At 72.1% G+C, this 23,705-nt stretch carries 26 protein-coding genes and 1 pseudogene; 12 read left to right on the top strand and 15 right to left on the bottom strand.

Annotation, left to right across the window (positions count from 1 at the left end):
- Positions 1-253: 253 nt before the first annotated feature.
- Positions 254-925, bottom strand: a complete 672-nt coding sequence (locus E3Z34_RS07245) for a GntR family transcriptional regulator (protein ID WP_134773068.1) — start codon at positions 923-925, stop codon at positions 254-256.
- 92 nt (positions 926-1,017) lie between these two features.
- Between E3Z34_RS07245 and trhA the strand changes: the two genes are divergently transcribed.
- Complete coding sequence (gene trhA / locus E3Z34_RS07240; protein WP_134773067.1) at positions 1,018-1,725, top strand: PAQR family membrane homeostasis protein TrhA; 708 nt, start codon at positions 1,018-1,020, stop codon at positions 1,723-1,725.
- 18 nt (positions 1,726-1,743) lie between these two features.
- On the opposite strand, the gene E3Z34_RS07235 is transcribed toward trhA, so the two are convergent.
- Positions 1,744-2,445 (bottom strand): maleylpyruvate isomerase family mycothiol-dependent enzyme, encoded by a 702-nt coding sequence (locus E3Z34_RS07235; RefSeq protein ID WP_134773066.1) that lies wholly within the window; start codon positions 2,443-2,445, stop codon positions 1,744-1,746.
- Entirely contained in the window at positions 2,442-3,197 is a 756-nt protein-coding gene (locus tag E3Z34_RS07230; protein ID WP_134773065.1) for a FadR/GntR family transcriptional regulator, read from the bottom strand. The genes E3Z34_RS07235 and E3Z34_RS07230 overlap by 4 nt, the downstream gene beginning before the upstream one ends.
- A 133-nt stretch (positions 3,198-3,330) precedes the next feature.
- On the opposite strand from E3Z34_RS07230, the pseudogene E3Z34_RS07225 reads away from it, so the two are divergent.
- From E3Z34_RS07225 to E3Z34_RS07205, 5 genes and pseudogenes are all read left to right on the top strand, one after another.
- Positions 3,331-4,486: pseudogene (locus E3Z34_RS07225) on the top strand (CaiB/BaiF CoA transferase family protein).
- Position 4,487: 1 nt separating this feature from the next.
- Entirely contained in the window at positions 4,488-5,972 is a 1,485-nt protein-coding gene (locus E3Z34_RS07220) for a carboxyl transferase domain-containing protein (RefSeq protein ID WP_134773064.1), read from the top strand.
- Positions 5,973-6,066: 94 nt separating this feature from the next.
- On the top strand, positions 6,067-7,188 hold the full coding sequence (gene dctP, locus E3Z34_RS07215) for a TRAP transporter substrate-binding protein DctP (RefSeq protein ID WP_134773063.1): 1,122 nt from the start codon (positions 6,067-6,069) through the stop codon (positions 7,186-7,188).
- Complete coding sequence (locus tag E3Z34_RS07210; protein WP_134773062.1) at positions 7,185-7,865, top strand: TRAP transporter small permease subunit; 681 nt, start codon at positions 7,185-7,187, stop codon at positions 7,863-7,865. Before dctP ends, E3Z34_RS07210 begins: the two co-directional genes overlap by 4 nt.
- Positions 7,862-9,211 carry a TRAP transporter large permease gene (locus tag E3Z34_RS07205; RefSeq protein ID WP_238695402.1) on the top strand — a complete coding sequence of 450 codons (1,350 nt, stop codon included), beginning with the start codon at positions 7,862-7,864 and terminating at the stop codon, positions 9,209-9,211. The genes E3Z34_RS07210 and E3Z34_RS07205 overlap by 4 nt, the downstream gene beginning before the upstream one ends.
- Positions 9,212-9,284: 73 nt before the next feature.
- Here the strand turns inward: E3Z34_RS07205 and E3Z34_RS07200 are convergent, their stop codons facing one another.
- The 5 genes from E3Z34_RS07200 to E3Z34_RS07180 form a co-directional block, all read right to left on the bottom strand.
- A complete protein-coding gene (locus E3Z34_RS07200; RefSeq protein ID WP_134773061.1) occupies positions 9,285-9,470 on the bottom strand; it encodes a glycoside hydrolase family 2 TIM barrel-domain containing protein in 186 nt (61 codons plus the stop codon).
- On the bottom strand, positions 9,421-9,825 hold the full coding sequence (locus E3Z34_RS07195; protein ID WP_134773060.1) for a hypothetical protein: 405 nt from the start codon (positions 9,823-9,825) through the stop codon (positions 9,421-9,423). Before E3Z34_RS07195 ends, E3Z34_RS07200 begins: the two co-directional genes overlap by 50 nt.
- 4 nt (positions 9,826-9,829) lie before the next feature.
- Positions 9,830-10,204 carry a hypothetical protein gene (locus E3Z34_RS07190; protein ID WP_134773059.1) on the bottom strand — a complete coding sequence of 125 codons (375 nt, stop codon included), beginning with the start codon at positions 10,202-10,204 and terminating at the stop codon, positions 9,830-9,832.
- A gap of 217 nt (positions 10,205-10,421) precedes the next feature.
- Positions 10,422-11,765 (bottom strand): HNH endonuclease signature motif containing protein, encoded by a 1,344-nt coding sequence (locus tag E3Z34_RS07185; protein ID WP_238695401.1) that lies wholly within the window; start codon positions 11,763-11,765, stop codon positions 10,422-10,424.
- A 70-nt stretch (positions 11,766-11,835) separates the two neighbouring features.
- Entirely contained in the window at positions 11,836-12,186 is a 351-nt protein-coding gene (locus E3Z34_RS07180; RefSeq protein WP_134773058.1) for a hypothetical protein, read from the bottom strand.
- A gap of 53 nt (positions 12,187-12,239) precedes the next feature.
- On the opposite strand from E3Z34_RS07180, the gene E3Z34_RS07175 reads away from it, so the two are divergent.
- The gene (locus tag E3Z34_RS07175; RefSeq protein ID WP_134773057.1) at positions 12,240-12,731 is read left to right on the top strand and encodes a glutathione peroxidase; all 492 of its coding nucleotides are present in this window, start codon (positions 12,240-12,242) and stop codon (positions 12,729-12,731) included.
- 38 nt (positions 12,732-12,769) lie between these two features.
- Here E3Z34_RS07175 and E3Z34_RS18190 read toward each other — a convergent pair whose 3' ends face one another.
- The 6 genes from E3Z34_RS18190 to E3Z34_RS07150 form a co-directional block, all read right to left on the bottom strand.
- Positions 12,770-13,474, bottom strand: a complete 705-nt coding sequence (locus E3Z34_RS18190) for an Ltp family lipoprotein (RefSeq protein WP_202977045.1) — start codon at positions 13,472-13,474, stop codon at positions 12,770-12,772.
- A 174-nt stretch (positions 13,475-13,648) separates the two neighbouring features.
- Positions 13,649-13,882, bottom strand: a complete 234-nt coding sequence (locus E3Z34_RS18185; protein ID WP_202977044.1) for a hypothetical protein — start codon at positions 13,880-13,882, stop codon at positions 13,649-13,651.
- A gap of 30 nt (positions 13,883-13,912) precedes the next feature.
- Complete coding sequence (locus E3Z34_RS18180) at positions 13,913-14,092, bottom strand: hypothetical protein (RefSeq protein WP_238695462.1); 180 nt, start codon at positions 14,090-14,092, stop codon at positions 13,913-13,915.
- A gap of 130 nt (positions 14,093-14,222) precedes the next feature.
- Complete coding sequence (locus E3Z34_RS07160) at positions 14,223-15,692, bottom strand: phage tail sheath family protein (protein ID WP_158288630.1); 1,470 nt, start codon at positions 15,690-15,692, stop codon at positions 14,223-14,225.
- Positions 15,689-16,009, bottom strand: coding sequence for a putative quinol monooxygenase (locus E3Z34_RS07155; RefSeq protein WP_134773055.1), 321 nt, complete (start codon positions 16,007-16,009; stop codon positions 15,689-15,691). Before E3Z34_RS07155 ends, E3Z34_RS07160 begins: the two co-directional genes overlap by 4 nt.
- Positions 16,010-16,105: 96 nt before the next feature.
- Complete coding sequence (locus tag E3Z34_RS07150; protein ID WP_134773054.1) at positions 16,106-17,584, bottom strand: cryptochrome/photolyase family protein; 1,479 nt, start codon at positions 17,582-17,584, stop codon at positions 16,106-16,108.
- Between the two features lie 83 nt (positions 17,585-17,667).
- Between E3Z34_RS07150 and E3Z34_RS07145 the strand changes: the two genes are divergently transcribed.
- Positions 17,668-18,438 carry a cyclase family protein gene (locus E3Z34_RS07145; protein ID WP_134773053.1) on the top strand — a complete coding sequence of 257 codons (771 nt, stop codon included), beginning with the start codon at positions 17,668-17,670 and terminating at the stop codon, positions 18,436-18,438.
- 14 nt (positions 18,439-18,452) lie between these two features.
- On the top strand, positions 18,453-20,093 hold the full coding sequence (locus E3Z34_RS07140) for a thiamine pyrophosphate-binding protein (protein ID WP_134773052.1): 1,641 nt from the start codon (positions 18,453-18,455) through the stop codon (positions 20,091-20,093).
- Here the strand turns inward: E3Z34_RS07140 and E3Z34_RS07135 are convergent.
- Complete coding sequence (locus E3Z34_RS07135; RefSeq protein ID WP_134773051.1) at positions 20,087-20,713, bottom strand: hypothetical protein; 627 nt, start codon at positions 20,711-20,713, stop codon at positions 20,087-20,089. The two genes, E3Z34_RS07140 and E3Z34_RS07135, sit on opposite strands and share 7 nt — an antisense overlap.
- A gap of 110 nt (positions 20,714-20,823) precedes the next feature.
- Here E3Z34_RS07135 and E3Z34_RS07130 point away from each other — a divergent pair, with 110 nt between their 5' ends.
- The 3 genes from E3Z34_RS07130 (at position 20,824) to E3Z34_RS07120 (ending at position 23,634) form a co-directional block, all read left to right on the top strand.
- Positions 20,824-21,099 carry a type II toxin-antitoxin system prevent-host-death family antitoxin gene (locus tag E3Z34_RS07130; RefSeq protein ID WP_134773050.1) on the top strand — a complete coding sequence of 92 codons (276 nt, stop codon included), beginning with the start codon at positions 20,824-20,826 and terminating at the stop codon, positions 21,097-21,099.
- Positions 21,099-21,494, top strand: coding sequence for a type II toxin-antitoxin system VapC family toxin (locus E3Z34_RS07125; protein WP_134773049.1), 396 nt, complete (start codon positions 21,099-21,101; stop codon positions 21,492-21,494). The genes E3Z34_RS07130 and E3Z34_RS07125 overlap by 1 nt, the downstream gene beginning before the upstream one ends.
- An 82-nt stretch (positions 21,495-21,576) precedes the next feature.
- The gene (locus E3Z34_RS07120; RefSeq protein ID WP_134773048.1) at positions 21,577-23,634 is read left to right on the top strand and encodes an ABC1 kinase family protein; all 2,058 of its coding nucleotides are present in this window, start codon (positions 21,577-21,579) and stop codon (positions 23,632-23,634) included.
- Positions 23,635-23,705 lie beyond the last annotated feature (71 nt).

Raw genomic sequence — 23,705 nt, 5'->3', positions numbered from 1 at the left:
ACGCTAGGCGAGGATCATCATCACGTCAAGAGATTTTCGACAATCTTGTCTCTGTGAGATGAGGCACACGGTTGTCGGGGACGCGACGGAGCCGCCGACCGGGGGTGGTCGGCGGCTCCGGGCGAGGTATGGGGTCGGTCGAGGTAGGGGGTCGGTCGAGGTAGGGGGTCGGTCGAGGTAGGGGGTCGGTCGAGGTAGGGGGTCGGTCGAGGTAGGGGGTCGGTCGAGGTAGGGGGTCGGTCGAGGTAGGGGGTCAGTCCACGAGGACGTGCTCGAGCAGGACGTCGCTGGTCCGCTGCAGATGGTCGGTCAGCGCCGCGACGGCCTCGTCGGCCTCGCGCGCGACGGCGAGCTCCATGAGCCGGCGGTGCTCCCCCGCCACGTCGCGGGACTGCTCGGTCGGGGCCTTGGCCGACAGCTGGCGGTAGAGCTCAGAGCTGTCCCGCAGCATGTGGGTCATGTCGATGAGGCGGCGGTTGCCGCACCCGGCGCCGAGGGCGTCGTGGAAGGCGTTGTGGGCCGTGGCCCACTCGTCGGTGGAGCCGGCGCCGTCCTCACGCATGAAAGGCGTGCGGGCGAGGACGTGGTGGGTGGACACCACCCGGGCCTCCCAGTCCATGTCGCCCTTCTCCACGGAACCGCGCAGCGCCAGCCCCTCGAGCAGGACGCGCATCTCGGTGAGGTCGAGCAGGTCCTGACGGGAGATGTCGACGACCCGGAAGCCCTGGTTGGGGGCGAGCACGAGCAGGTGCCGCTCCGCCAGCCGGATGAGGGCCTCGCGCACGACGGCGGTGCTCACCTCGAACTGCTTGGCCAGCGGGGCCAGGCGCAGCGGGGCGCCCGGCTGGTGCCGACCCCCCACGATGTCGCGCCGGATGCCGACGTAGACCTGCTCGGTCAGGGTGCCTGCGCCGTTGAGTGCCATATCGGCGATGATGACATGGATTGTCGACAAACGCGTGTCGCGCGGCGGACCGGGGGCGCTGAGCCGCGCCGGTTGGATGCGAGACTTGTCGGGTGGGTGAGCAGACGCAGCACGGCCGGACGCCGCAGGGACCAGCACTGAGCCGGGACGGCAGCATCCACGTCACGGACGAGCGCGTCAACACCGTCTCCCATCTGGCCGGGTCCGTCCTGGCCGTGCTCGGCACCGCCCTGCTCGTCACGCAGGCCTCGACCCAGGGCGACCCGTGGCGGATCGTGGCCTTCTCCATCTACGGCGCCTCCCTCATCACCCTCTTCGTCGCCAGCACCCTGCACCACGGCCTCGACCGCGGCGAGCGGGTCAACGACGTGCTGCGCACCCTGGACTACACCTCGGTCTTCTTCCTCATCGCCGGCACGGTGACGCCGATGGTGCTCGTCCTGTACCGCAACCCCTTCGGCTGGGCCGTGCTCGGCACCGTGTGGGGTATCGCGGCGCTGGGCATCGTGCTGCGCTCGGTCTGGCGGCAGCTGCCGAAGTACGTCACCAACACCCTCTTCATCGCCCTGGGGTGGCTGCCCGTCGCCCTGGTCCTGTCCGACCAGCCGCTCCCCCTGGGCGGGCTGGCGCTGCTGGCCGGCGGCGGCCTGGTCTACAGCGTCGGCTTCGTCGTCTACGTGCTCGAGCGTCCCAACCCGTGGCCGGGGGTCTTCGGCTTCCACGAGCTGTGGCACCTGCTGGTCATGCTGGCCGCCGCCCTGCACTTCGCCCTCATGTGGGGCTACGTCCTGCCCGCCTGAGCCCCGCCGCCCGGGCCTCTAGGCCCACGGCGGCGGGGTGGGCAGCTCCACCTCGGTCCGCAGCCCGGTGTCCCGACCGCGGGCCAGCCACAGGAGCAGCTCCCCCGGCGTCCCGGCGACCACCGGCCCGCCGCCCCCGATCGGGACGGGGTCCAACCCCTCGGGGACCAGGGTGAGGGAGGGCGCGTCAGGCAGGGCGTCCCACCGCTGCGCACCCTGCCGGAGGGTGCGGCCCAGCCACCCGGGGTCGCTGTCGTCGACGTCGTGACCGGCGGCCAGGTCGACGTGGTGGAGGACCACCTCGTTGATGCGCATCGAGATCACCTGGTGGCCCCGCACGACGTTGCCCGTCCGGGTCCTCACCTCGGCATCGCCCGCGGGGCCGGTCAGCGACTGCGCCAGCTCCCGGAAACGCGCGGCGGTGACCTCGACGTCCTCGACGATCCGGTCCCACGGCAGGGCCGCCCCGGCCTCGATGTCGGCCTCGCGCTGCTCCGGCGAGGTGTAGGCCTCCCGCTCGACGCCGTCCTGGGCCCACAGGACCAGGTTGCTCAGGGCCTCGGCGTTCCGCGCCACGTGGCTGAGCAGGTGCGCCGCGTCCCAGCCCTCGCACAGCGTGTCCCGGTGGGCGTCGGCCGCCGCCAACCCGCGGCAGGTCCGCAGGAGCCGGTCGGTCTCCTGGTCCAGGTGGGCGAGCTTCTGCTCGACACGGTCGCTCATGACACGGCCTCCTCGTCCTGGTCTCGCAGGAGCGCGACGTCGGACACGACGGTGATGTGGTGGGACATGGCGGTCGCCGCTGCGACCGGGTCCTGCCTGCGGATGGCCTCGGTGATCTCCCGGTGCATGGCCAACGAGTTCTGCGGGCGACCGGGCTGCGACAGCGACTCGATCCTCGTCTCCAGGATGAGAGCGCTGATCTCGGTCATGAGCCGCGCCAGGACCGGGGAGTGCGCCGCGGCGGTGACCGCCTCGTGGAAGGCCCGGTCACCCTCCAGCCCGCGCTCGCCGGCCGTGAGCTGCCGCTCCATGAGGTCCACCGCGGCATCGATGGCCGCCAGGTCCTCCTCGGTGCGGCGCTCCGCCGCCAGCTGGGCGAGCTTGGTCTCCAGCGCCGACCTGGCGTCGATGACGGCAGGGAGCGTGTCGCGGTGGTCCCGCAGGGCGTCCAGCAGAGCACGCTCCGGGGCCACGTCACCGGTGACCACCACGCCCTCCCCGTGACGCACCGTGACCTGCCCCACGACCTCGAGCGCGACGAGCGCCTGGGCCAGCGACGCCCGGCTCACCCCCAGCGACTGGGCGAGCTCGCGCTCCGGCGGCAGCCTGTCGCCAGGGCCCAGCCCGGCGTCCTGGATGTGTCCCAGCAGCTGCTCGACGATCTGCTCGTACAACCTCGGGCGACGCAGGCGCCCGGGTGCCGGGGAGGGCACGGATCGCTCCGGGACAGGGGGCCCGATGGACGACGTCATGGCCCGATCCTATTGACAACCCCCCTCAGTGGGCTATTGGCTAGGCCACTGAGCCACGAGGAAAGAGTGATCTGTGACACAGTCTGAGGCCGCCTCGCCCCCTGCGGACACCACCGGCGGCACCCACGGTCCCCTGTCCGGGACGGTCGTCGTCGACCTCACCCGGGCCCTCGCGGGACCCCACGCTTCCATGATGATGGCCGACCTGGGTGCACGGGTGATCAAGGTGGAGACCCCCGGTGGCGGTGACGAGACCCGCTCCTGGGGACCGCCGTTCGTTCCCGGATCGGACGGCGCCGACGTTGCGACCTACTTCCTGTCCTGCAACCGCAACAAGGAGTCCATCGCCCTCGACCTCAAGTCCGACGACGGCCGGGCCGTCCTCACCGAGCTGGTCCGCCGCGCCGACGTCCTCATGGAGAACTTCCGTCCCGGCACCCTGGACCGGCTCGGTTTCCCGCCCGACCACCTGGCCGAGCTCAACCCGCGCCTGGTCGTGCTGTCGATCTCCGGCTTCGGCCACGACGGACCCGAGGGCGGCCGCGCCGGCTACGACCAGATCGCCCAGGGCGAGGCGGGGCTCATGTCCCTGACCGGATCGGGCCCGGACGACCCGCAACGGGTGGGGGTGCCGATCGGCGATCTCCTCTCCGGGATGTACGGCGCCTACGGCGTGCTCGCCGCCCTCCTGCAGCGCGAGCGCACCGGGCGGGGGCAGGTCGTGCGCACCTCGCTGCTGGCCTCGATCGTCGGGGTGCACGCCTTCCAGGGCACGCGCTGGACCGTGGCCGGCGAGATCCCGCAGGCGCAGGGCAACCACCACCCCTCGATCGCGCCCTACGGGCTGTTCCACTGCGCGGACGGCGCCGTCCAGGTGGCCTGCGGCAACGAGAGCCTGTGGCGCCGGTTGTGCGAGGAGTTCGGCCTGGACCCCGAGGCGGAGGGGATGCGGACCAACGGTGAGCGCGTCGCCCACCGGCCCCGGGTGATCGAGGTGCTCGAGCAGGCCTTCGCGACGATCCCCGGGGAGGAGCTGCTGGCCCGGCTCGCGACGGCCGGGGTGCCCGCGGGCAGGGTGCGCACCCTGCAGGAGGTCTACGAGTGGGACCAGACCCGGTCCCAGGGTCTTGTCGTGGAGGTCGATCACCCGACACTCGGGTCGGTCGAGCTGCCCGGGCCGCCGCTGCGCTTCTTCAGCCCGGACGGGTCCGAGACCACCCCCCGGGCACGCCAGCCCGCCGCTGCTCGACGAGCACGGAGCCGCCGTCCGCTCCTGGTTGGAGGGCTGACATGCCTCGGCTCGGTGCGCGTGAGGTCCTCACGGAGGTCCTCGACGAGGGCAGCTTCCTCTCGTGGGACGTCGAGCCGGAGCAGCCGGACCCCGACGCGGAGTATGCCGCGCAGCTGGCGCGGGCGCGGGAGCGCAGCGGGGTGGACGAGGCGGTCCTCACCGGTGAGGGGAGGCTGGACGGCCGCCGGGTGGCGGTGGCCGCCGGTGACTTCTCCTTCCTGGCCGGGTCGATGGGCGGGGCGGCAAGCGAGCGACTCACCCGTGCCTTCGAGCGGGCCACGGCCGAGGGGCTGCCGATGCTGGCGTCCCCGTCCTCGGGCGGCACGCGGATGCAGGAGGGCACACCGGCCTTCCTGCAGATGGTCAAGATCGGCCAGGCCGTGGCCGCCCACCGTCGGGCGAGGCTCCCCTACCTGGTCTACCTGCGAGATCCCACCACGGGCGGGGTCCTTGCCTCGTGGGGGTCGCTGGGCCACCTGACGATCGCCGAGCCCGGAGCTCTCATCGGCTTCCTCGGGCCCCGGGTGCGGGAGATCATCCACGGGGAGCCGTTCCCCGAGGGTGTCCAGGTCGCCGAGAACCTCGCCCGCCGCGGCGTGATCGACGGTGTCGTCCCCCTCGCCGGTCTGCGCCCCGTCGCGATCGACGCCCTCCGCGTGCTCACCGGTGACCAGGCTCCCGACGGTGAGCACGGCTCCCCGCCCGACCTCGCCGGGCTCTCCGCCCGTGCTGCCTGGACGTCGGTGCAGGCCACCCGGCGTCGCGACCGGCCCGGGCTCCGCGAGCTCCTGCACCACGGTGCCGAGATCTTCATCCCCCTGCGCGGGACCGGCTCGGGCGAGTCGGACCTCACCGTCATCATGGGGCTGGCCCGCTTCCCCGGCTTCTCCTGCGTGCTGGTCGGTCAAGACCGCAAGGCCCAGCGCGAGGCCTACTTCGGTCCCCGCGCGCTGCGGGTGGCCCAGCGGGGATTCCAGCTCGCCGAGGAGCTCGGCCTCCCGCTCCTCACGGTCATCGACACCCCGGGTGCGGACCTGTCGACCGAGTCGGAGAACGGCGGGATGGCCGGCGAGATCGCCCGGTGCCTCGCGGCCCTGGCGAGCGTCGAGGTGCCCGTGGTGTCCGTCATCCTGGGCGAGGGCACCGGTGGTGGCGCCCTGGCGCTCATGCCGGCGGACCGGACGGTGTGCGCCGAGCACGGGTGGATCGCCCCGCTCCCGCCGGAGGGCGCCAGCGCGATCGTCCACCGCACCGCCGAGCGGGCGCCGGACATGGCCGAGGCGCACCGGATCCGTGCCGTCGACCTGCTCACCCTCGGCGCGGTGGACGAGATCGTCGCCGAGCGACCTGACGCCTCCCAGGAGCCGGCGGCGTTCAGCCGCCGCGTGGTCGGCGCCGTCGGTGCCCACCTCGGCGAGCTGCTGCCCGTCCCCACCTCGGAGCGGATGGCGACCCGCCACGACAGATACCGGAGGATCCGCTGACACGCCGACCACCACCTGCGGCCCGGGCACTGCGGGCCGAGACCCACCACATACCTCTGAACAGCTATCCATCACCTGCGAAGGAGCACCTCTGATGACAACCCGCCGCACCACCCTCCTGCCCCTCACCCTCGCCCTCGCGCTCGGCCTGAGCGCCTGCGGCGCCCCCGGCTCCGGCAACACCGCGGACGACGACGCCGCCGACGCGAGCGGCGGCGCCACGGCCGGCGGGGCGGGCGCGGCAGCCGCCGAGTGCTCCGACGTGGAGCTGCGCCTGTCCCACCAGTGGCCCGAGCCGACCAGCGAGGACGACGAGGACGGTGACTTCCGCTCGATCATCGCCCAGCGCTTCGCCGACGAGATCGACAGCGCCACCGACGGCCAGGTCACGGCCACGGTCTACCCCAACAGCACCCTGTCCAAGGCGACCGAGCAGTACGACGCCATGATGACCGGCTCGATCGACATGTCGGTCTTCCCCCTCGACTACGCCTCCGGGCGGGTGCCGGAGTGGTCGATCACCCTCATGCCCGGCCTGGTCCGCAACCACGACGAGACCCAGGCCTGGGACGAGGGCGAGATCGGTGAGGCTGTCGAGCAGTCGATGAAGGACAACGGGGTCGTCCTGCTCACGAACGTGTGGAACGCCGGCGCCATCGGCGTCAAGGGCGAGCCCGTCCTGCGCCCCGACGACGTCCAGGGCGGCATGACCATGCGGGCCGCCGGGACCTATGTCGAGCGGATGCTCGAGTCGGCCGGGGCGGGCATCACCTCGCTGCCGAGCTCGGAGATCTACACGGCCATGCAGACCGGGGTCCTCGACGCCGCCGTCACCTCCACGGGCTCCTTCGCGTCCTACAACCTCCAGGAGCAGGTCGACTCCTACACCTCGCCGACGACGCACACCTTCTGGTTCATGTACGAGCCGCTCATCATCTCCCAGGAGTCCTTCGACAAGCTGTGCGCCGAGCAGCAGGAGGCCGTCGTCCAGGTCGGTGAGGACCTGCAGGAGTACGCCTACGAGGCCTCCCGCGCCGACGACGCCAGGGTCGAGAAGATCTTCCAGGACGCGGGCGTGGAGGTCGTCACGATGAGCGACGAGGACTACGAGGCGTGGATGCCGCTCGCCGAGGAGCAGTGGGACGCCTACGCCCAGGACGTCGAGGGCGGTCAGGAGCTGCTCGACCTGGCGCTGAAGCTGCGCGAGGGACGATGACCACGGCCGAGCGCACAGCCACCCCCGGGCGACGGGCGCCGCTCGTCGTCCGGGCGGTGGGGTGGCTCTCGGAGCTGACCGGCTACCTGTCGGCGCTGGCCCTGGTCGTCGCCACCTTCGTCACCGCCCACGCGGTGTTCGTCCGCTACTTCCTGCGCCAACCCACGGTCTGGCAGACCGAGACGACCGTCTACCTCCTGATGTTCGTCACCTTCGTCGGCGCCGCCTACGGACTGCGCCATCACGCCCACGTCGGCGTCGACCTGCTGATCGACCGGGTGCCGACGCGCCCGCAGCTCGTGGTGCGCATCATCACGGCCCTCGCCTGCCTGGCGGTCGTCCTCGTGGTGATGTGGACGTCCTACCAGACCTGGCACGAGGCCTACCTCTACGACCACCGCTCCCCCACCGCCTTCCGCTTCCCGCTGTGGATCGCCTACGCGATCCTGCCGGCGGGGATGCTGGCGGTGGCGCTGCAGTACCTCGCGATGATCGCCGAGGGGTTCATGGGCCTGGCCGGGCGGATCCCGCTGTCGGAGGTCTCGCTCATGCGCGGCACGAGCGAGCTCGCGCAGGTGCAGTCGGAGATCGAGCTCGACGAGGAGCTGCACCCCGACCGGCTCGCACACCGGTCCGAGCCCCTCGACCCCGACGACGACCGGAGGCCCACGACATGAGCGACCTGAACTCCCTCGTGCAGGGCGGGATCATCGGCCTCATCGCCATGGTCCTGTTCATGACCGGTATGCCGATCGCCTTCGCGCTGGCCATCACGGCCCTCGCCTCGATCCTGCTCTTCCTCGGCCCCAGCCAGTTCGACCTCTTCGGCAAGATGGTCTTCGACTCGGTCAACGACTTCGGCCTGCTGGCCATCCCGCTGTTCGTCCTCATGGGCAACCTCTTCGGCGGGTCCCAGGCCAGCAAGCAGCTCTTCGAGGCCGGTGAGGCGTGGCTGTCCCGCATCAGGGGCGGGCTGGCGATGAGCTCGGTGGCCGCGTCCACGCTCTTCGCGGCGCTCACCGGGTCCTCCCCGGCGACGTCCGCGGCGATCGGCCGTGTGGCCGTCCCCGAGATGGCGGCCCGGGGCTACTCGGCACGGATCGCCACGGGTGCGGTCGCCGCCGGCGGCACGCTGGGCATCCTCATCCCGCCCAGCGTGACGCTGATCCTCTACGGCATCGCCGCCGAGCAGTCGATCGGCCAGCTCTTCGCTGCCGGCGTCGTGCCCGGCATCATCATCGCGGTGATGTTCTGCATCTGGGTCTACATCGCCCAGACGATGGAGGACCGCAAGCCCCGCAAGGACCTCGGCTGGGGCGGCATGAAGCACGCAGCCCCGGAGAGCAGGAGATACACCTGGGCCGACCGCTTCGGGAGCCTGGCCAAGACCCTGCCCTTCGCGGTGCTCATCGGCATGATCCTCATCGTGCTCTACCGCGGGATCGCGACCCCGAGCGAGGCGGCCGCCATCGGTGTCCTGCTCGTCTTCGTCCTGGTGGCCCTGATCTACCGGGGTCTGACAGGACGCCAGCTGCTCGACGTCCTGCTCGAGTCGACCAACCAGAGCACCATGATCCTGCTGATCACGGCCTTCTCGGCGGTCATCGCGACGGTCCTCAGCTACCTGAGGGTGCCTCAGGACCTCGCGGCCGCGGTGACCGACGCCGACCTCAACCGGTGGGTCGTGCTGCTGCTGATCAACATCATCCTGCTCGTCATGGGCTTCTTCCTGCCGCCCGTGTCGATCATTGTCATGACCACCCCGATCCTGCTGCCGCTCATCCTGGGCCTGGGGTTCGACCCCATCTGGTTCGGCATCATCATGACGATCAACATGGAGATGGGGCTCATCACGCCGCCGGTGGGTCTCAACCTCTACGTCCTGAAGGGGATCGTGCCGCAGGTGCCCCTCAAGGAGATCCTCCTGGGTTCCGCGCCGTACGTCGGGGTGCTGGGTGTGGCGATCGCACTGTTCTCGATCTTCCCGCAGATCATCCTGTTCGTGCCGCAGATGCTCTATTGACGGACCCAGGGACGCGACCACGTGAGGAGGGCGGGTGCCGACGCGCCCGCCCTCCTCCACGTCCCGGCACCCGTCAGCCGTCGAGCGGACGGTCGAGGGCTCGCCACCGCTGCCGGAGCAGGTGGGCGACGGCCTTGGGGCGGCGCTCGCGGGTGAAGAGGCCCTTCTTGTTGCCGTCGGCGCGGGTGAACGCGGGCCCCGTCTGGAAGTCAGCGACGTTCCACCGGTGCGCCCCGACGGCCGCCTCGCACGCGTCCACGACGTCGAGCGGGCAGACCCTCGCTCCCCGCGCCGGACGCGACGACGCGACCCTCGGCGTCCCTCAGCTCGACGCGGACCTGCGCCTCGCCGCCCGCGACCGTGACGGCATACCCGACCGTGCCGGTGGACCCGGACAGGTCGGTGCGGACGGTGACGTCGCTGACGTGCACCGCCGGTGTGGAGCAGAGCAGCACGGGGCGGTGCAGGCCGGCGTAGTTGAAGAAGTCGTGGAAGGAGCGCTGCCGTGCGCCGGCCTCCGTCTGCTCGACCCAGCCCGGCGGGATCGTCTGCCAGGACAGGCGGTTGTCGACCGCGACGGTGATGCGGGTCGGCCGCGGAACAGGCTGCAGCAAGCCTTCACGCGATCTGAGACTGGGCCAGTCCGGCGAGCAGGTTCGTCGCGATGAAGCCCAGCGCGACGACAGCCAGCAGGATCGCCGGGACCCACCCGCGGCGGTCGCCGTGGGAGGCAGCTCGACGTGCGAACCAGGTCGAGACGAAGGCGGGCACGCAGAAGACCAGCAGCGCCGGGATGGTCGCCACGAGGATGGCCCACAACGGCGGGGTGCCGGCCGTGTCGCCGACGGGATAACCGAGGACGCCGATGAGGCCCTCCCCGATGAGGAAGGCCAGGACGAAGGCGATCGGGAGCAGGAGCACGCTCAGCCAGGCGTTGCGCACGTCGTGGCCGGCGTGGTCGACCGGACGGCGGGTGGTGGATGTGGTCGTCATGACGCACCTCATCGTGCGGTAGGACCCCGGACCTGAGGTCCTGACTCCAGTGTCCTCCCGCGCGACAGACCCCGGCGAAGGAATGTCCCTGTGACGTGCGGCACACCTCCGGATGGGGAACTGGCCGCTCTAACAACGCCGGCCCGCGCAGAGGCATCGACGCTGCTCGCGGGCATGCCGGTGGCCCGGCCCGTGGTGGGCCGGGTGCGGGGCGGGGTCATCGCAGGAACCAGAGGACACCGTGGGCGGTGACGACCGCGGTGAGGTTGCGCTCGTGCACCCAGGTGTGGTGCCGCTCGCACAACAACGCGTAGTTGTCCAGGTCCGAGCGGCCACCGTTGGCCCAGGGCACGATGTGGTGCGCGTCGCACCACGTCGCGGGCACAGTGCACCCCGGGATCGTGCACCCACCGTCCCGCACCGCCAACCTCACCCGCTGCCCAGGGGTCACTAACCGCTTGCGCCGCCCCTGGTCCACGATCTCGCTCGGCCCGCCCAGCACCACCGGGATCAGATCAGCCTCGCAGGCCAGCCTCCGGATCGCCTCCGCGGACACCGTCCCGCCCTCGACGGTGGCCCCGCACCCCGGCAGCACCCCACCGGACTCCGCCAGCGACCGCTGCAACGTCTCCAGGTCCATCGTCACCAACAACGTCGCCTTCGCCGTCGTCGGCTGACCCTGCGACCCGGCCACCCCACGACGGACCACCGTCAGCAACGCGTCATACCGGCGCTGGCCCGGCGTGCGCCGGTCCTGCTCACCGGTGGCTTCGACCTCTTCCTGGGTCGCGGGTGCGGCCAGCGGAGAGGTCAGGACCGCCCGCACCGCCTCGTAGTCCGCGTCGTCCCCGAAGGTCCAGATGATCCGCTTCACCGACCCGTCCGCCAACGACGACTCGTGCACGTCCCGCAGCTGCCGCTGCGCCCGTGCCCGCTCCTCGTGGTGCTTCTCCGGAAGGCACACCCGCACCAGCTGGTCCACGACCTTCCTGATGTCCCGGTCATCGAAGACCGGGTTGCACCCCGCGTCGGTCAGCAGCTCCACCGCGGATACGTAGTCGGTCGGGGACAACGCGGTGCGGACCCGGGCCAGCGCCCGGTGCAGCGTGGCTGCCCGCGCCAACGGCATACCCCCCGTCAGCACCCCCTCCAGCAGCGGCGCGTGCACACCATCCTGCCCCGCCTGCGCCACCCGCACCAGGTCGTGCAGCACCGGCCGGCCCAGGTCGGGGCAGCGCAAGCTCAACCAGTCGGCCAGGGTCATGCCCTCAGCCGTGTGCAACCCCCGCGCCGCGGCCTCGCACGCCAACCGCACCCGCGCCCGCTCCAACGCCGACGCCACCGTGGCCACAGCCTCCAGACCCGAGCGCAGCTCGGTGTCCTGCACCAGCGCAACCTCCCGCGCCGCCAGGTCGGCGATCGTCGCCTCCCGGCCCGCCTGCCGCAGGCACCCCACCACCCGCTCCCCCGGCAACCGCGAGCCCAGCGCCTCAGCGAACCGGCCCGAAGCGACTTGCGCCGCGGTCAGCCGCGCCACCTCCCCGTCCCATCTCTCCCCCATAGGACAAATGTACGAGACACCACCGACACACCCCCACCGGGCGCGCCGTGGACGCGCCAGACGGCCTGACTCAGCCGTCCTCGTCCAGCAGCGGCCGCACGCTCGAGCCGTCTCCGTCGACCTGCATCAGCAGCGGCTCCGCGGCCGACCCGCCGCGCACGACGACCACCGTCTCGCCCCGGTGCCGGTCCGCGATGCCCGCCAGCGCGTCCGACCCGTCGGAGAGCAGCCCGTGACCGCTGCGGCAGGGCACCCCGAGGTCCTCGGCGAGCGTCTCGACCGGCCCGGTGTTCGGCACGTCGTCCGAGACGTAGACCACCTGCACGTGCTCGCGGTATACGTCCGAGGCGAGCCACGTGACGTCGTCCATCCCGGCCGGCGTGAGGAGGATGATGCGGGCCGCGGGCTGGGGGGCGCTCATGAGGTGACTGTATGCCGCCGCGTGCCGCCCGGTCACGTGCCTAAAGTGAGCGGGTGACTCTCCATGACATCCCTCTGACCACCCTCGACGGTCGCCCGACGACGCTCGGCGAGCACGTCGGTCGGGTCCTGCTCATCGCCAACGTCGCCTCCCGCTGCGGGCTCACCCCTCAGTACGCCGGGCTGGAGCAGTTGCAGGAGGAGTATGCCGAGCGCGGCCTGACCGTGGTCGGCTTCCCCTGCAACCAGTTCGGCGGGCAGGAGCCGGGCACCAACGAGGAGATCGCCCAGTTCTGCTCGGCCACCTACGGCGTGAGCTTCCCGATGATGGACAAGGTCGACGTCAACGGCGAGGGCCGTCACCCCGTCTTCGCCGAGCTGACCCAGGTGCCCGACGCCGACGGTGAGGCCGGAGACGTGCAGTGGAACTTCGAGAAGTGGGTGGTCGACGCCGACGGCACGCCCCTCGCCCGCTTCCGCCCCCGCACGGAGCCGACGGACCCGACGGTCATCGAGGCGATCGAGTCGGCGCTCAGGACCGCCTGACCCTCGGAAGCACGCCCACGACCTGCCGACGAGGCCCGTCAGAGACCGACCTGGTCGACCCCGTAGGTCGCCTGCTCCAGCGTGTACCCCTCGAAGACCAGCTGGTCGATGAGGCCCGTGCGCGAGAACCCGGTGAAGTCCAGATAGCTCTGCGCCGCCTTGGCCGCCTGCTCGTTGTAGTCGACGTCCAGGCTGTCGACGGCCACGGTGGCGTCCTGCGTCGAGTAGCCCTCGAACTCCAGCTGGTCGATCAGGCCGCTGCGCGAGAAGGCGGTGAAGTCCAGGTAGGACCGCGCGGAGCGCACGGCGTTCTCCTGGGCCAGGGTCATCGCCCCGCTCGACCCGCCGTCCGTCGCGTCCTCGCCGGCGTCGTCCTGCGCCGGCTCCTCATCCGGTGCGGCCGCGATCTCCTCGGCCGCCTGAGCCTCGGAGACCGCCAGCGCCTCCTGCGCCGCCGCCAGCTCCTCCTCCACGGCCGCGAGCTCAGTCTTGACGGCCTCGAGCTCCGACTCGGCCTCAGCAGCACGCTGCTCGGCCTGCGTCGCCTTCTCCGCCTGCTCGGTGGCGTCGGCCTCAGCCGCCTCGGCCCGCTGCACCTGCGCGGCGAGACCACTGTCGTCCGCCGTCACCGTCACGGTGGCCGGCGCGGCCGCCTCCGGCGCGTCCGACCCACCGCAGCCGGTCACCATCACCAGTGCGAGCGCGCTGCTCGCGAGCGCGCCCACCTTCCCCATGCTCTTCATCCCTGCTCCTTCACGTCACCGCCGCGACGTCGTCGTCGTGGTCGGGCCCTGCAGGACAGAGCCTGACAGCGGCCACCGACAGACCCTGCCGGTGGACGCCCTGCGCCTGTGCCGGGCCTGCGACGCCCGAGCCTCCCTGTCGCCTGAGGTCGCCCCCGGTCGGCCCGGCGAGGCTCAGTCGCTGAAGACCTGGACGATCGAGTAGACCCCGAGCGCCATGATCGCGATGGCGCTCACCCACAGGGCCACGGAGGCGAACCGGCCGCCGCGCAGCCGGGGATCCGCGATGAGTCCGTAGTTGTTCGAGTAGAGGGTCACGATCGCGACCAGGGTGACGACGATCGCCCACAGGGTGAGGGACCCGACGCTGAGCGGCTCACCCAGGACCGGCATGAGGATGGACAGCACAGCCGCCATCCCCCCGATCAACCCTCCGGTCTAGCTGAGCTTGGCGATCGCCATGACCGCCCAGGCCCAGAAGGGCCAGCCCTGGCCCCCGATCCGCGGGGGCACCTTGGCATAGCCCTCCATCCCGCCCTCGCCGGTCACGATGGCGTAGCGGGCCATCTCAACCTGCACGGCCACCTTGACCAGGGTGGAGAAGAAGACGAGCCACAGCAGGATGAAGCCCGCCCGTGCGCCGAGCGTCGTCGTCGTGATCAGCTCGCCGGCCCCGCGTCAACCACATGGCCGCGGTGTTGCCAGAGTTTGCCGCGACAAGGGCCAGGTGGCTCGCTGGATCGACCTGTCACCAAGCCCCGCAAGCACCCCTCGACCCACGGTCACCGGGGAGGACCGGGCCGCCTCCGACGCACCGCACCGGTACCCCACGCTCCCGCGCCATCTTCTGCACGAGGCGGCTGACCTCATCGTTCGCGTACTTGTCGTGCGCGTCCCGCACCTCCGTCCGCTTGCCGAAGAGCGCGTCCGCCTCGTCGAACACCAGCACCTCCCCCGACCGCTCGGCCCGGTCGAAGAGCCGGGCCAGGTTCTTCTCCGTCTCGCCGATGTAGCGCGAGACCACCCGGTCGAGGTCCACAGCGAGCTCGTCGACCTCCCCGGTGACCGCACCCTCCGCGGCGAACGCAACCTCTCCCGCGACCACGACCTGCGGCGTCGGGGCCGACCCACCCGACGGCATAGCCGCCTCCAGCCGCAGGGTGTGGACGTCGAACTCCGCCGGCCGCATCGACGCGAAGAACACCTGGAGCACGACCACCTCAGCCTGCAGGTCAGCGTTCGTCATCGTCTCCCCCGGCCCGCACCGGACGCCGAACGCCTCCTCCGGCTTGGCCCCCCGCAACGCCCCCTGCCGCCACAGCCCGTGCAGGAAGTCCTCGGCCAGCTGCCGGACCCGCATCCACAGCCCCGGCTCGCTCGGCTCGTCGTGCACGAAGAGCAGCCCAGCCTCCAGCGAGGCCAGGACATGGTCGGTGAGCCGTCTCACGTTGAGGTAGCGCCTGGCCGGGTCGTTCGTCTGCGCCGCGGCCAGGGTGCGGGCACCCCATACCTGCCGCCCCCGCCCGGAGAACTCGCGCAACGGGTTGACGCCGAGCTGGGTGAGCCGGTCACCCTCCCGGGCATCCACCGCCTCGGCGAGGCTCTCGATCCCCCGCACCTCCACGCCCGCCGGCGCCTTCCACACCCCCCGCGCCGCGTCGGTGCGGGCGATGACGCCGGCGACCGCTCCCGACGGCGGGACGCTCGCGCCGCCCACGACGACCCAGGGGTGGTACGTCGCCGCCCGCTCTCGGTGGTCCCCCACCTGGGCGATCGCCGCCTCGGTCGCCGGGGTCCACGGACCGGGCGGCAGGTCGAGGAGCAGGACGGCCCGGTATGAGGCGCACCAGGACAACGCGACCCGCACCTGGTCGGGGTGGGCCGCGGTCAGCCCCGGCACCGCGAGCACCGTGACCCCCCTGCCGTCCAAGGCGTGGACGCCGCCAGGACCCTGCGCCGGCACCAGCTCCTCCGGGGCCGACCCGGCGGCCCGCACCACCACGGCGTGCGCGCCCCCGTTCGCGAAGAAGAGGTCCACCGCGTGACCGAGCGGGCGGTCTGCGTCGAGGCTGGGGCCGAAGGTGGCGTGGTACTCGGCGGCACTCGTCACCACGACAGGGGTGCCGAACGGCCCGGTGTTGGCGGCGCCCACGAAACCGGTGACGGAGGTGGGCAGCGACCGGATCGGGGCGCCCGCGGTGCTGGGGTCGGGGCTCACTCCACCTTCAGCTCGCCCATCTCGTCCCAGCCGTCGCCGTCGACCTGCCGGGAGACGATCCGGGGGGTGCGGGTGATGTGGGGGCGCATCGCGTCGATGCCCTGCTGGAAGTGGGGGCTCTGCACGTGGGCGGCGGCGCCCTCGTCGGTGAAGGCCTCGACGAGGACGAACTCGTACGGGTCCTCCACGCTGCGCGACCACTCGAAGAAGAGATTGCCCTCCTCCGCGCGGCAGGCGGCGGTGTAGTCGGCCACGATGTCCATCCACCGGTCGGCGGACTCGGGCCGGACGGGGAACTTCACGACGATGAGGTACATGACCCGCATGCTTCCCAGGAGCCGGCCCCGGCGTCAACCGGGAGCCGCCGGGGACTCAGGTGCCGGTCGTCCGTGCCGGGCGGCACGGCATACCCCTCAGCGCCCGAGCCAGGGGGCGGCGGCCTCCCGGTGCGCCGCGATCTTGGCCTCGTCCATCCCGTCGAGGCTCCGCACCGCGAAGGAGGAGCGCGGGTTGGCCTCGAAGGCCTCCCGGTGGTCCTCGACGAAGCTCCAGTAGAGACCGTCCCACGCCTGACGCCAGTCCCCAGGCGGCAGGTCGGACATCTTGCGCAGGTAGTTGCTGCCCGAGACGTAGGGCTTGGTCGTGATGGCCTCCCCGGCGGCGAACTGGCTCATCGCGTAGACGTTCGGCACCATCACCCAGTCGTAGGCGTCGACGAACATCACCATGAACCAGCGCCACACCTCCTCGGGGTCGACGCGCAGCAGGCAGAGCGCGTTGCCCAGCACCATGAGCCGCTCGATGTGGTGCGCCCAGCCCCGCTCCAGCACGCGCCGGATGACCAGGTCGACCGGCTCGAGCCCGGTGGTGCCGTCCCACCAGCCCTGCGGCATGGGGCGCCCGTGGCCCAGCACGTTGCTGCTGCGCATGCGCCGGCCGTAGAGGCGGTAGGTGCCGCGCATGTACTCCCGCCACCCGATGAGCTGGCGCACGAAACCCTCGAGGCTGGGCAGGTCGACGTCCTGGTCGTCGGCGGCCTCCAGCGCCCGCGCCAGGACCTGGTCGGGGTCGAGGAGCCCGCAGTTGATGGCCGGGCTGAGCGCGGAGTGGAAGAGCACCGGGTGCTCGGCGCTGATCGCGTCCTCGTAGGGCCCGAACTGGGCGAACCGCTCGTCGAGGAAGCGCCTCAGCGCCGCGTCGGCCTCCCGCGGCGAGGTGGGCCAGGCGAAGGTGGACGGGTCGCCGGGGGCGTCGGGGAAGTGCTCGGCCACCCACTCGACCGCCTCCGCGACGCGGGTATGCCGTCGCACCGGCCCCAGCGACGGGTCCGGGACGGGGTGGTCCTTCGGCAGGCGGCGACGGTTCTCGGTGTCGAAGGACCAGCGGCCGCCGACCGGCTGCTCCCCGTCCATGAGGACGTCGAGCCGGCGTCGCTGCCAGGCGTAGAAGTGCTGCATCCGGGTCGGCCCTCCACCCAGCTGCTCCGAGACCTGGGCCCGGGTCGTGAGGAAGGCCGGGGTGTCGAGCACGTCCTCGCGCCGCAGCTCGTACCCGCCCTCGCGCAGCTGGTCGCGGCACTGCCGACCGAGCCAGTCGTCGGCGACGTCGAGCACGGTGACCCGCTCGGGCCGCAGCCGCTCCACCAGCTCCACGAGCCCCGCCCCCGAGGAACGGTCGGCGCTCGACTCCACGACGTCGACGTCGAGCCCCGCCTCGCGCGCCCGGTCCACGAAGCGCGAGACCGAGGCGCGGTGCAGGACGAGCTTGTGGGCGTGGAAGGGCAGCTGGCGGTAGAGCAGGTCGTCCTCCACGACCACGAGCCTCGTGCCGCGGTCGACCTGCAGCTGGGCGGCGTGCAGCTGGTGGGGGTAGACAAGCCGCACGTGCCTCATGGATCGAGCCTAGGTCCCACCGCCGACGCACGACCGGCCTAGGGTGTGCACACCCGCTCATCAGCCCCGCGCCGGAGGTGCCCATGTCCGTCCTCGCCCAGCTCGCCGACGCCCTGAGGGAGGGCAGCGTCGAGGTCGTCGACCTCACCGCGCCGTTGTCCTCCGACACCCCGATCCTGGAGCTGCCGCCGCAGTTCGGCCAGACCTGGCCCTTCCAGCTCGAGGAGATCAGCCGCTACGACGACCGCGGCCCGGCGTGGTACTGGAACAACTTCCGCACCGGCGAGCACACCGGCACCCACTTCGACGCCCCGAAGCACTGGGTGACCGGCCAGGACCTGGACGACATCTCCAGCGTGCCCGTCGGGGTGTTCCTGCGCCCGGCCGCGGTCCTCGACGTCGTCGACCGGGTCGAGGCCGACCCCGACTTCCTCATCGAGCGCGAGCACGTCGAGGCCTGGGTCGCCGAGCACGGCCCGCTGCCGGCCGGCGGCTGGTTGCTCTGCCGCACCGGCTGGTCGAGCCGCACCACGCAGCAGGACATGATCAACAACACCGAGACCGGCCCGACCAGCCCGGGCATGTCGGTCGACTGCGCCCGCTGGGTCGCCGAGGAGACCGACCTCGTCGGCATCGGCGTGGAGACGGTGGGGACCGACGCGGGCGCCGCGCACTCCTTCGACCCGCCGTTCCCCTGCCACGCGCTGCTCCTCGGCGCCGGCAAGTACGGCCTGGCCCAGCTGCAGAACCTCGACAAGCTGCCGCCGACCGGCGCGATGGTCATGGCCTCGCCGCTGAAGATCGTGGACGGCTCGGGCTCGCCCGTGCGCGTGCTCGCCCTCGTCGAGCACTAGGACGGGCCCGTCCCATGCTCGTCTCAGAGGCGGTCGGGCGGGCCCTGGTCGCCTGCGGGGTCGACCACGTCTTCGGGGTGGTCGGCTCCGGCAACTTCCACGTCACCAACGCGATGGTCGCCGCCGGGGCACGGTATGTCGCGACGCGCCACGAGGGCGGTGGTGCCACCGCGTCCGACGGGTATGCCCGCGTCTCGGGCCGGCCTGCGGCGCTCACCGTCCACCAGGGGTGCGGCTTCACCAACGCGATGACCGGCATCGCCGAGGCGGCCAAGTCGCGCACCCCGCTGGTGGTGGTCGCGGCCGAGGTGACGGAGCGGCGGTCCAACTTCTTCGTCGACCAGGAGGCGATCGCACGGGCGGTCGGCGCGGTGCCGCACCGCGTGACCTCGGCGCAGGAGGCGGTCGCTCAGACCGTGGCCGCGGTGGCCGAGGCGGCGCACGGCCGCCGGACGGTGGTGCTCAACCTGCCGCTGCCGGTGCAGGGCCAGGAGGCGCCGGACGGCGCGCTCGACGGGGTCGGCCTGCCGTCAGCGCCGGAGCCGGTCGCGCCGTCGGCGGAGGATGTGCGGCGGCTGGCGGCCGCGCTGGCCACGGCGCAGCGGCCGGTCTTCGTCGCCGGGCGCGGCGGCCGGTCGGCCGGGGCGCGTGACGCGCTGCGGGCACTGGCTGACAAGGCGGGGGCCCTGCTGGCGACATCGGCCGTCGCCAAGGGTCTCTTCGCCGACGACCCCTGGCAGCTCGACGTCTCGGGAGGGTTCTCCTCGCCGTTGACGGCCGAGCTGGTCGGTGACGCCGACCTCATCGTCGGCTGGGGGTGCGCCCTCAACATGTGGACGATGCGCCACGGGCGCCTCATCGCCGACGGCGCGACCGTGGTGCAGGTCGACGACACCCCGGAGGCGATCGGTGCCCACCGTGACCTGACCTTCGGCGTGGTCGGCGACGTGGCGCGCACGGCCGAGGCGGTGGCTGAGGCGCTCGGGGTGAGACGCACGGCATACCGGGCGTCCGAGGTGCGCGAGCGCCTTGCCACGCAGCTGCGGTGGCGCGACGTGCCCTTCGACGACCGGACCGGAGACGGGCGGATCGACCCGCGCACCCTGACGATCGCGCTCGACGACGTACTGCCCGCCGAGCGCGTGGTGGCGGTCGACTCGGGCAACTTCATGGGCTACCCCAGCATGTTCCTGTCGGTCCCGGACGAGGAAGGATTCTGCTTCACACAGGCCTTCCAGTCGGTCGGGCTGGGCCTGGCCACCGCGATCGGCGCAGCCCTCGCGCGGCCGGACCGGCTGCCGGTGGCGGCGCTCGGTGACGGGGGTGCGCTGATGGGCGCGGCCGAGCTGGAGACGGTGGCGCGCCTCGGCCTGCCCATGCTGGTGGTGGTCTACGACGACGAGGCGTACGGCGCCGAGGTGCACCACTTCGGACCGGACGGCCACGACCTGGCCACCGTGCAGTTCCCCGCGACCGACATCGCGGCGATCGGGCGCGGCTACGGGATGCAGGCGGTCACCGTCACCGCGGTCGATGACCTCGGCCCGGTGCGCGACTGGGTGGCCGGCGGCGGGACCGGTCCGATGCTTGTCCACGCCAAGGTCACCCGGGGCGAGGCGTCCTGGTGGCTGGGGGAGGCGTTCCGGGGTCACTGACCGCGGGACGACCGGTCCAGGAGCGTCGGCGGAGATCGCGTCACGGCGTGAGAGTGGTCCTCGTCGACTCGTGGGCCTCGTCGTTTGCGGCGCCCGTCGGTGGACGGCTGAAGCTGCTCGACGACCGCGGGACCTCGGTAACCGTCCAGCAGGGCCACCGCTTGACCGCGAACCAGCATTCTGGCCCCCGGGGGTGGCGTGAAGTGGATGGCCCACCGCACGTCCCGCCCGACGTTGAACCCCTGATCACCCTTGGTCGGCGTGCCCCGGAAGCCGTAGGCGGCACGGCGTAGGAAGGGCCAGGACCCACACAGCGCGCGCGACCAGATCTTGCATCGCTGAGGATCGAGAAAGACCTCGGCTCGCTCGTCCACGACCGGCCTTACTCGGGTCAGGTGGATCAGCGTGGCTCCCTCGATGTCTTCTCGCTCATCGCTGGTCACTTGTCGATATCCGACGTGGAGAGCCGTGAGGAGGATGGCACCCACGACGATCAGCGTGCCGCTCACCGGGCGGCCGGTGAAGGTGAGGACGACACCGACAGTGCAGAAGAGTGACTCGGCAGCGAGGACGCCCCAGCGCACGACGGGGCGGTCCTGCCATGCTCCTCCGCTCTGCATGGCGCGACGGTAACGCCCTGCACCCACGGACCGCGCTTCAGGCCGTGACCCAGCCGTGACGACGCGCACGTCCAAAGTGCTACGCTGTAGCACATTCACTGGAGGTGGGCATGGCAGAACGCACGATCGGCATTCGTGAGCTGAAGCAGAACGCCTCGGCGGCGGTGGCCCGGGCCGCAGCCGGTGAGGCATTGGTGGTCACCGATCACGGCCGTCCGGTCGCACGACTGGTCCCCCTCGGTGTCAGCCGCACGTCCGCTCTCGTCATCGCCGGGCGAGCCCGACCACCCCGACTCCCCCTGGCCGACCTCCCCCGGCCCCAGGGCGCACCGAGCACCGCACTGTCAGAGGCTCTTGGCCAGGACCGCGAGGACCAGCGCTACTGATGGGCTACTACCTGGACACGTCCGCCCTGGTGAAACTGGTCGCACCTGAGCCGGGGTCAGACGAGCTCCGCCGATGGATCGAGGCACGGTCGGACGCGTTGGTGACCTCCGATCTCGCCCGGACCGAGCTCTTCCGAGCCGTACGCCGGGTGAGGCCGGATCAGGCGCCGTTGGCGCGGCAGGTGATGGACACGCTCACGGTGTTGCGGATGGACACCGGCGTCTTCGAGGAGGCGGCCCGCCTGGACCCACCCGGGCTACGCTCCCTCGACGCCCTGCACCTGGCCGCCGCGCTCATGCTCGAGGACGACCTCCAGGGCGTGGTGACGTATGACGAACGTCTCGCGGAGGCCACGCGGCTGGTCGGGTTCCTCGTCCTGGCGCCGGGGCGCTGACGTCTCATCCGACTGCTCGACACCTGGCCTGGTCACCTGGCGCCGGCTCTAGGATCGGTGAAGCAGAACGAGAGGGAGACCAGTGACGCCCGTCCTCACGGCCATCGGCTTCGTCGTCAACACCGCCCTGCTCTTCGTGCTCACCCGCCGGCTCCTGGGGGTCCCCGTCGGCTGGCTCCGGACGCTCGTGGTGGCGATCGTCGTCACCGGCGGGATGAGCGGCTTCCTGGAGCTCACCAGCGAGCGGCTGGGCCTGCCCACCGGCACCGACCAGCTGGAGCAGTCACCCGACATCACGGTCGTCGGCCTGGTGCTCCTGCTGCTGGTGGCGTGGGGTGTCGCCCTGGGTGTGGGTGGCCTGGTCCTGCTTGAGGCTGTCGCCCCGACGGGAAGCCTCCCGTCGCCGGTCGCGTTCCTGCGCGACCTGCCCGCCCGGCGGCGCCGCAGCAGGAGGTACGGCCAGATCGTCGCGGTCGCCGTCCGGCACGGGCTGGGCAGCTTTCTGCGCGCGGGGTCGCGCCTGCCCGAGCACCAGGACCGGGCCTTCCTGGGCCGGCAGCTGCGCCGGGCCTTCGCCGACGGAGGGGTCACCTTCGTCAAGCTGGGCCAGATGCTGGGCACCCGCCCCGACGTCGTGGGTTTGGAGCTCGCGGCCGAGCTCGGCCGGTTGCAGGCGGACTCCCCGCCGGAGCCGTGGGCGAGGATCGAGCAGGTGCTGCGCGCGGAGCTGGGCGAGGACTGGCGCGAGGCCTTCGCCGAGCTCGACGAGGCGCCCCTCGCGGCCGCCTCCGTGGGGCAGGTCCACCGCGCCCGGCTGGCTGACGGATCACCCGTCGTCGTCAAGGTCCAGCGACCCGGGGCCGACGCCCAGGTGCGCGCGGATCTCGACATCGTCCTGCGGATGTCGGCGTGGCTGGAGCGCACCACCCCGTGGGGGCGGGCCCTGGGGATCCGCTCGCTGGCGGAGGGCTTCGCGGAGAGCCTGCGCGAGGAGCTGGACTACCGCGTCGAGGCGGCGAACGCCGAGGCGGTGGCGGCGGGGGTGAAGGCCGCGGCGGAGCAGGACGGCGGCCCGCCTGCCGTGCGCGTGCCCGCCACCTACCCCTCGCTCACCACGGCCCGGGTGCTGGTGATGGAGCGCGCCGCCGGTGTCCCCCTCTCCCGCCCGGACGCGACGTCCGGCCTGGACCCGTCGACGCGAGAGCGGCTCGCCCGGGCGCTGCTGGCGAGCGTGCTCAACCAGGTGCTGCAGACGGGCGTCTTCCACGCCGACCTGCACGCGGGCAACGTGCTCGTCGAGCGCGGCGGGGGCGGGGGCGAGACCTCCGCCGGGAAATCGCCCGGCCGTGACCCGGCAGCCGCACGGCTGGCCCTGCTCGACTACGGGTCGGTCGGACGGCTCGACCGCACCGCACGTGACGCCGTCGGACGGCTGCTCTTCGCGGTGGACCGCGGCGACTCCCTGGGTGCGGTCGACGCCCTCTGCGACGTCATCGACGCCCCGGCCGGCCTGGACGACCGGGCCCTGGAGCGCGAGGTCGGCGCGGTTATCTCCCGGGTGCAGAGCGGCAGCGCCGGGCCCACCTCCAGCGTCTTCGGCGACCTCTTCGTGCTCGTCGTGCGGCACGGCTTCACCGTCCCGCCCCAGATCGCGGCCGCCTTCCGGGCACTCGGCGCCCTCGAGGGGACCCTGCGCGCCCTGGACCCCGATCTGGACCTCGTGACCGCGTCCCGGTCGGCCGGTGAGGACTACCTGGGGCGCCGGCTCAGCCCGCCCGAGGTGCGCGCCGCCCTCGAGGAGCACCTGGTCCACGCGCTACCGGTCCTGCAGCGGCTCCCCCGCCGGGTCGACGCGATCGCAGCCGCCGTCCAGAGCGGTGAGGCGCAGCTGCGGGTCCGCTGGCTGGCCGACCCCTCCGACCGCTCCTACATCACCAGCGTGGTCAACCACCTCGTCATCACCGTCCTGGCCTCGGTGCTGACGCTCAGCGGCGTCATCCTGCTGGTCGCCGGGGGCGGCCCCGCCCTCACACCGACGATCGACCTCAACCCGCTGCTCGGCGGGACGCTCTTCCTCTTCGCCTTCGTGCTGGCCGCCCGGTCGCTGGCCCGCGTGTTCCGCGACCCGGGCGCCTCATGACCCGAGGTGAACCGAGGGTGCACGAGGAGATTGTGATCCCCCGGCCGCTGGACACCATGGAACGCGGCCCG

It is taken from the genome of Ornithinimicrobium flavum, from assembly GCF_004526345.1.
In the GTDB taxonomy this organism is placed as follows: Bacteria; Actinomycetota; Actinomycetes; order Actinomycetales; family Dermatophilaceae; genus Ornithinicoccus; species Ornithinicoccus flavus.
The sequence above is the reverse complement of the archived record's forward strand: the minus strand, read 5'-3'. Positions and strand labels throughout refer to the sequence as shown.